The following is a 6,864-nucleotide window of genomic DNA, read 5'->3' on the forward strand; positions in this document are numbered from 1 at the left end:
CCTTGGCGGCGGCGGCGGCCTTGGCGGCGGCGGCCTGCTCGGCGGCCTCCGCGTCCGCGGCAGCCTTCGCCTCGGCAGCGGCCTGGGCCTCGGCGGCGGCCTTCGCCTCGGCGGCGGCCTGGGCCTCGGCAGCGGCCTTCGCCTCCGCGGCGGCCTTGGCCTCGATCGCGGCCTGGTCGGCGGCGGCCTGGGACTGCGCGGCAGCGCTCTGCTGCGCCTCCCGCTCGCTGCGGCTGGCGGCCAGCTCACCCAGGCGCTCGCTGACGTCCTCGGTGGTCACCGAGGTGCCGGCGGCGGAGTCCTGCGAGCTCTCCTGCAGCTGGGCGGCCACGCTGATCGGCTGGTCGGCGGCGGCCACGGCCTCGGCATCGGGCTGCCCGGCGGCGAAGACGTTGACCATGACACCGCCGGCGACGGCGACCGCGAGGAGGAACGCGGGGCGGCGCAGACCGGCGGGAGGCCGGCGGCGGCCCGCGCCGGAGGAGGTGGACAGCTCCCCGGTGACCGGCTGGTCGACGCCCTCGGCGCCGACCTCGGTGAGCACCTCGGTGGGGAGCGACTGCTGGACAGATGTGTGCGCGGTGGAGCGACGGGACATGAAGAGGGGGACTCCGGTGGTCTTCCGTGGCCGCCTACCGAGTTAGCTGACGGGTTCGGGCGGGAAGAAGCCCTACCCGACCCGGGCAGGTGCCCAGGTCAGGATTCACCCCAGTGCTGCGGTGGGTCCCCGGCTCGCTGCGATGAGCGACTCGGCGGCATCCGGCTCGGGCTCCCCGGGTGGGGACCTGACGTCCGACCGGACTCAGCCAACGTAGATGCCGTTACCCGGTCGTGACAATGCTCGGGGCGAGATTTCGTCGTGATCTGACACGCCTTGCCTTTTCTCCTGAGGTGTGGGAGCACTCCTGGGACTGGTGTGACAGGTGGTGCCCGACTCCGGTCAGGGCAACCGCCACACCGTCGTCCGCCGGACCGGCCCACCGTCGGCGTCGACGACGTCGTACGCGGCCTGCTCGACCAGCCCCTCCCTGGGCACGTAGGCCCGCCCCGGGTCACCGAGGAACACCCTCGCCCCGCCCAGCCAGGCAGCACCCAGGAACGGCAGCACCCGGGCGGTCATCTCGCGGTCGTAGCAGACGTCGCCGGCCAGCACGACGTCGACGTCGGGGAGGTCGTCGGCCAGCACGTCCCCGACCACCTCGATGCCCGACACCCCGTTGAGCTCGGCGTTCAGCGCGACAGCGGTGTGGGAGTACGGGTCCACGTCACTGGCCAGCACCCCGCGGGCCCCGGCCAGCAGCGCCGCGACGGCGACCAGCCCGCTGCCGGCCCCCAGGTCGAGCACCCGTCGGCCGGCGACGGTCTCCGGGTGGTCGAGGACGTAGCGGGCCAGCGCCTGGCCGCCGGGCCAGGCCGCGGCCCAGAACGGCGGGTCCTGACCGGCTCCGCCGCCCTCGGTCTCCATCGCCTCCCACAGCCCGACGACGTCGTCGGCGACGTGCAGCTGCAGCTCGGGGACGAGGGTCGGCCGGGCGAGCCGGGTGTGCGCCCTCAGGAACGCGGGGGAGACCGGCCGGAGCTCCGGCACCTCAGCCCTTGCGGTCGCTGCGGACCACGGTGACCGGGCAGGGGGCGTGGTGGGTGACCTGGTCGCTGACCGAGCCGAGCAGCAGGCCGGCGAAACCGCCCCGGCCGCGAGCGCCGACGACCAGCACGTCGGCGCCGGCCGCTGCCTCGATCAGCGCCCGCACCGGCTGGGCGTGCACCACGTGGCAGCTGGCCCGGGCGGCCCGCTCGGCGCCGAGCACGGCGGCGACGTCGGACTCCAGGTCGGCCAGCACGGCCTTCTCGTAGTCGGTGATCGGCGGCACGTACCCCGGCTCCCAGGTCGGCGGCTGCGGGGCGGTGGCGATCCGCCAGGCCCGCACGACGTGCAGCGGCCAGTGCGCGCGCTCGGCCAGCGCGGCAGCCCACTCCAGGGCCTCCTGCGCGCAGCCGGAGCCGTCGTGCCCGACGACCACCCCGCCCTCGACCTCCGCACGCGTGGAGATGTCCGCGTCCTCGACCGGCTCGACCGCTGCCTCGTCGAGCTCAGCGGCGACCACCGTGTCCCGGGGCTGCTCCGTCATCGCCGTCCTCCTGCCTCCGCCGCGCTCGCGCGCGGCCCGTGTGCGGGCCGGGGGACCCGGTCCGGCCACAGCCTCCCCTACTGCCCGGAGGAACGGCCGGGCGCGTCGCCGCGTTCCGCGCGCCCGGGGCGCGCAGGCCGCCGCCCGGGTCAGTCCCGCACGACGTGGACCGCGGCCTCCTCGGCCGAGGCACCGGCGCCGTCGATGCCCTCGTCCTCGGCGTACAGCTCGTCGTCGGTGTCGGAGAGCCCGCCGCCCCCGGAGTCCGACAGCCGCCCGGCGCGCTCGTCGCCGACCTCGTCGTCCAGCAGCTCGCCGTCGGTGTCGGAGGCGTCGCCGAGCCCGTCGCCGTCGGCGGCGGCGCCGTCGGGCAGCTCGCGGGCGAGCCGCCCGTCCAGGCCCTCCCCCGCCTCCTCCTCGCGGTCGGTGGTGCCCCAGTCGTTCGACACCCAGGGCCGGTCGGCGGGCGAGTACCCGGCCGTGTCGTCGTCCACGTCGCCGGAGAAGGTGTCCGACACCGTCTCGAGGGTCTGGGGGTCGGTGCCGTCGTGTCCGCTGCGCACGGGGTGCTCCTCGTCGTCCTCTGCTCGGAGGGCGAGTCTCCCCCGCCGTCCCGACCGCCGACCAGGGGTCTCGGATCGCGCACCGGGCCGCTCTGCTCTTGACTGATCATGAGCCGGCAGGCGCCGGCAGCAGCAGAACGAGCGATCGAGAGGAACGGCTGACATGGAGCACTTCACCATCGCCACCGTCGCCGAGACCAGCGCCGACTTCCGTCGGGTGCTCTGGACCGGTGAGCACACCCAGCTGGTGATCATGACGATCCCGGTGGACGGCGAGATCGGCGAGGAGGTGCACGACGTCGACCAGATCCTGACCTTCGTCAGCGGCACCGGGAAGGCCAAGGTCGGCGGTCAGGAGAAGAACGTCGCGCAGGGTGACCTGGTCGTCGTCCCGGCGGGCAAGAAGCACAACTTCCTCAACACCGGCGTGAACCCGCTGGTGCTCTACACCGTCTACGGCCCGCCGGAGCACGCCGACAAGGCGGTGCACACGACCAAGGAGGAGGCCGACGCGCTCGAGGAGGCCGGCAAGGACGAGCCGCCGACCGACTGACGCGGACCGGTCGTCGGGCAGGGTGTCCCCGTGACCACCCAGCCCGGCATCTTCGCCCTCGGCACCCCTGAGCACTGCTACCTCGAGCTCGACCTGGAGCCCGGCTGCACCGCGGAGGAACTGGTCCGCGGGGTGGCCGGGCTCACCGGTCCGCTGTCCTCCACCGGCGGGGTCAACCTCGTGGTCGGGTTCCGGCCCGAGCTGTGGGCCTCGGTGGCCCCGGCGGACGCGCCGGCCGACGCGGCCGGCTGGACCGAGGACATCGTCGGCGCCGGCCGCTACCGGATGCCGGCCACCCAGCACGACGCCTGGGTGTGGGTCGCCGGTGGGGACCGGACGGCGGTGTTCGACAACGCCCGCGCGGTGCTCGCCGCGCTGAGGGACGTGGCGACGGTGGGCCGCGAGGTGACCGGCTGGCTGTACCGGCACGACCGCGACCTCACCGGGTTCATCGACGGCACCGAGAACCCCTCGCTGCTCACCGCGGCCGAGGTGGCCTCGGTCCCCGCCGGCGAGCCCGGCGCCGGGGCGAGCGTCGTCCTGTTCCAGGTGTGGCGGCACGACAGCGCGACCTGGGAGTCGCTGGGGATGGTCGGCCAGGAGATGAACATGGGCCGCACCAAGCCCGACAGCATCGAGCTGCCCGAGGACGTGATGCTGCCCAGCGCGCACGTCGCGCGCACCACGGTCGAGCGGGACGGCGAGGAGCAGCAGATCTTCCGGCGCAACGTCGCCTACGGCGGGGTGACCGACCACGGGACGGCGTTCGTCGGCTTCGCCCGCGACCAGTGGCGGCTGACCGAGATGCTCCGCCGGATGGCCGGCGCGACCGACGGCATCCGCGACGGGCTGACCAGCTACCTCACCCCGTTGACCGGGGCGTACTACACCTGCCCGTCGATCGACGCGCTGGCCCGGTTCGCCCCGCCCGAGGAGGACTGAGCCGTGGACCCGGCAGAGCCGGCACCGTCCGGGACCGCGCCGGGAGGACCCGCGCCCTCGGAGCCCGAGGGCGGTGACCCGGTGTGCTGGGTCGACCAGGTCTGCCCTGCCTGCGGGCGGCTGACCGACCGGACGCCGGCCGGGCGGTGCGCCACCTGCGGCGAGGTCTGGGACACGGCCTGACGCATGTGCGACAGCACCCTCGCGGGTAGGGGTGCAGCAGCCAACCACCTCTCGAGGAGCCCTCATGGCGAACCCCACCGTCGCAGCCCAGCTCGTGCAGATGCTCCGGGACGCCGGCGTCCAGCGGATCTACGGCGTGGTGGGCGACAGCCTCAACCCCGTCGTGGACGCCGTCCGGCACACCGACGGCATCGAGTGGGTGCACGTCAGCAACGAGGAGGGCGGCGCGTTCGCCGCGGCCGCGGAGGCGCAGGTGACCGGTCGGCTGGCGGTCTGCGCCGGGTCGTGCGGGCCGGGCAACACGCACCTGGTCCAGGGGCTGTACGACGCGCACCGCAGCGGCGCGCCGGTGCTGGCCATCGCCTCGCAGATCCAGTCGCAGGAGGTCGGGATGGCCTTCTTCCAGGAGACCCACCCCGAGCGCACCTTCCAGGACTGCTCGTACTGGTGCGAGGTGGTCACCCCGAAGCAGATGCCGCACACCCTGCGGGTCGCTGTCCAGACCGCGGTCGGCAAGCGCGGTGTCTCGGTCGTCGTGCTGCCCGGTGACCTGGCCGCGGAGGAGTCCGGCGGGCCGACCGTGCCCAGCGCGATGGTCTCCGCGCCCTCGCCGGTGCGCCCGGCGCCCGAGCAGGTGCAGGCGCTGGCCGACGCGATCAACGCCGCGCGCACGGTGACGCTGTTCTGCGGCGCGGGCTGCGCCGGCGCGCACGACGAGGTGATGGAGCTGGCCGGGACGGTGCTCTCCCCGGTCGGCCACGCGCTCGGCGGCAAGGAGGTCATCCAGTACGACAACCCCTACGACGTCGGGATGAACGGGCTGCTCGGCTACGGCGCCGCGCACAAGGCCACCCACGAGGCCGACCTGCTGGTCCTGCTGGGCACCGACTTCCCCTACGTCAACTTCCTGCCCCAGCAGCGCACCGCGCAGGTCGACGCGGACGCCTCGCACCTGGGCCGCCGCAGCCCGCTGGAGGTCGCCGTGCACGGCGACGTCGGCGAGACGATCCGGGCGCTGCTGCCGCTGCTGGAGCGCAAGACCGACCGCACCTTCCTGGACTCGATGCTGCGCGACCACGCGCACGCGCTGGAGAAGGTCGTCGACGCCTACACCCGCCGGGTGGAGAAGATGCGGCCGATCCACCCCGAGTACGTCGCGGCACAACTCGACGAGCTCGCCGCCGACGACGCGGTGTTCACCGTGGACACCGGGATGTGCAACGTCTGGGCGGCGCGCTACCTGACCCCCAACGGCCGCCGACGGGTGATCGGCTCGTTCCGGCACGGCTCGATGGCCAACGCGCTGCCGCACGCGGTGGGCGCGCAGTTCGCCGACCGCGGCCGCCAGGTCGTCTCGATGAGCGGTGACGGCGGGCTGGCGATGCTGCTCGGTGAGCTGATCACCGTCCGGCTGCACCGGCTGCCGGTGAAGATCGTGCTGTTCAACAACGCGTCGCTCGGGATGGTCAAGCTGGAGATGATGGTCGACGGCATCCCGGACTTCGAGACCGACCACGAGCCCACGGACTTCGCGGCCATCGCCGCCGGCGTGGGGATCCCGTCGATGCGGGTCGAGGACCCGGCCGACGTCCGGTCGACGCTGGAGACGGGGCTCGCCCGGCCGGGGCCGGTGCTGATGGAGTTCGTGACCGACGCCAACGCGCTGTCCATCCCGCCGGCGATCACCGGGGAGCAGATCCGCGGGTTCGCGACCACGGCGACGAAGATGGTGCTCGGTGGCGGGGTCGGGAAGATGATCGACCTGGCCCGCGCCAACCTGCGGAACGTGCCCCGGCCCTAGCCGCGGGCGCTGCTCAGGCCGCGACGCTCCGACGCCACTGGCTGCCGTACCAGCCGGTCAGCAGGTCGCTGCGGACCTGCGCCGGGAGCGCACCCCAGCGCAGCAGCGCGGCGCGGGCCGGCATCGCGCTGGCCGCGGCCAGCTGACCGAGCTCGCGGACCCGTTCGGGCCGGGGGCCGGTGTGGCTGCGGTCGTGCAGCCCGGCGGTCAGGTGGGTGTCGTAGGCGGCGAGGATGTCGGCCTGGTGGGCGGCGTCGAACCACTGGGGGCTCCGCGGTGAGCTGGCACCGAGGTGATGACGGATCACGACCCGCTCATCGGCAGGTCTCCGGCGCCCCGTGACCCCTCTCTCCCCGACGGCCTCGATCAGAGCCCGCCGGCCACCCGGAGCACCGCGCCGGTGCAGTACGCGGCCTCCGGGCCGAGCAGCCAGGCGATCGCCGGGGCGATCTCGTCCGGTTCCCCGGGCCGGCCCATCGGCACCCGGGTGGTGGCCCGCTCCAGCCGCCCGGCGTCGCCGGCGCCGGCGTGGATGCCGGTGCGCACCAGGCCGGGGGCGACAGCGTTGACCCGGACGCCGTCGTCGGCCAGCTCCTTGGCCAGCCCGACGACGAGCGCGTCGACGCCGGCCTTCGCCGCCGCGTAGTGCACGTACTCGTGCGGGGAGCCCAGGGTGGCCGCGCTGGAGGAGAC

General features: G+C 74.4%; 8 protein-coding genes, 1 pseudogene and 1 riboswitch. Of the genes and pseudogenes, 3 read left to right on the plus strand and 6 right to left on the minus strand.

Annotation, left to right across the window (positions count from 1 at the left end; genetic code table 11):
* The 4 genes and pseudogenes from FHL79_RS24345 to FHL79_RS24360 all read right to left on the minus strand — a co-directional run.
* A pseudogene (locus tag FHL79_RS24345) lies at positions 1-598 on the minus strand (hypothetical protein); the annotation flags it as partial.
* Between the two features lie 16 nt (positions 599-614).
* Positions 615-765: riboswitch (cyclic di-AMP (ydaO/yuaA leader) on the minus strand.
* Between the two features lie 175 nt (positions 766-940).
* Positions 941-1,588 (minus strand): class I SAM-dependent methyltransferase, encoded by a 648-nt coding sequence (locus FHL79_RS24350; RefSeq protein WP_138761132.1) that lies wholly within the window; start codon positions 1,586-1,588, stop codon positions 941-943.
* A gap of 1 nt (position 1,589) precedes the next feature.
* Positions 1,590-2,129, minus strand: coding sequence for a universal stress protein (locus tag FHL79_RS24355; protein ID WP_138761133.1), 540 nt, complete (start codon positions 2,127-2,129; stop codon positions 1,590-1,592).
* A gap of 149 nt (positions 2,130-2,278) precedes the next feature.
* Positions 2,279-2,692 carry a DUF5709 domain-containing protein gene (locus FHL79_RS24360; RefSeq protein ID WP_138761134.1) on the minus strand — a complete coding sequence of 138 codons (414 nt, stop codon included), beginning with the start codon at positions 2,690-2,692 and terminating at the stop codon, positions 2,279-2,281.
* 163 nt (positions 2,693-2,855) lie between these two features.
* Here FHL79_RS24360 and FHL79_RS24365 point away from each other — a divergent pair, with 163 nt between their 5' ends.
* The 3 genes from FHL79_RS24365 (at position 2,856) to FHL79_RS24380 (ending at position 6,171) form a co-directional block, all read left to right on the plus strand.
* A complete protein-coding gene (locus tag FHL79_RS24365; protein ID WP_138761135.1) occupies positions 2,856-3,245 on the plus strand; it encodes a cupin domain-containing protein in 390 nt (129 codons plus the stop codon).
* 30 nt (positions 3,246-3,275) lie between these two features.
* Entirely contained in the window at positions 3,276-4,187 is a 912-nt protein-coding gene (locus FHL79_RS24370; protein WP_138761136.1) for a Dyp-type peroxidase, read from the plus strand.
* 247 nt (positions 4,188-4,434) lie between these two features.
* Positions 4,435-6,171 (plus strand): pyruvate dehydrogenase, encoded by a 1,737-nt coding sequence (locus FHL79_RS24380; protein WP_138761138.1) that lies wholly within the window; start codon positions 4,435-4,437, stop codon positions 6,169-6,171.
* Positions 6,172-6,184: 13 nt separating this feature from the next.
* Here FHL79_RS24380 and FHL79_RS24385 read toward each other — a convergent pair whose 3' ends face one another.
* Together FHL79_RS24385 and FHL79_RS24390 are read right to left on the minus strand one after the other, a co-directional pair.
* Complete coding sequence (locus tag FHL79_RS24385) at positions 6,185-6,478, minus strand: hypothetical protein (protein ID WP_138761139.1); 294 nt, start codon at positions 6,476-6,478, stop codon at positions 6,185-6,187.
* Between the two features lie 59 nt (positions 6,479-6,537).
* The coding region (locus FHL79_RS24390) for an SDR family oxidoreductase (protein ID WP_138761140.1) at positions 6,538-6,864 on the minus strand (327 nt) is incomplete at its 5' end.

This window comes from Modestobacter altitudinis (assembly GCF_005930475.1).
Taxonomy (GTDB): Bacteria; Actinomycetota; Actinomycetes; order Mycobacteriales; family Geodermatophilaceae; genus Modestobacter; species Modestobacter altitudinis.

Bases quoted from the DNA above. Each gene is read 5' to 3' on its own strand.
- FHL79_RS24355 (WP_138761133.1), bottom strand. From the start codon at position 2,129: ATGACGGAGCAGCCCCGGGACACGGTGGTCGCCGCTGAGCTCGACGAG.
- FHL79_RS24365 (WP_138761135.1), top strand. From the start codon at position 2,856: ATGGAGCACTTCACCATCGCCACCGTCGCCGAGACCAGCGCCGACTTC.
- FHL79_RS24380 (WP_138761138.1), top strand. From the start codon at position 4,435: ATGGCGAACCCCACCGTCGCAGCCCAGCTCGTGCAGATGCTCCGGGAC.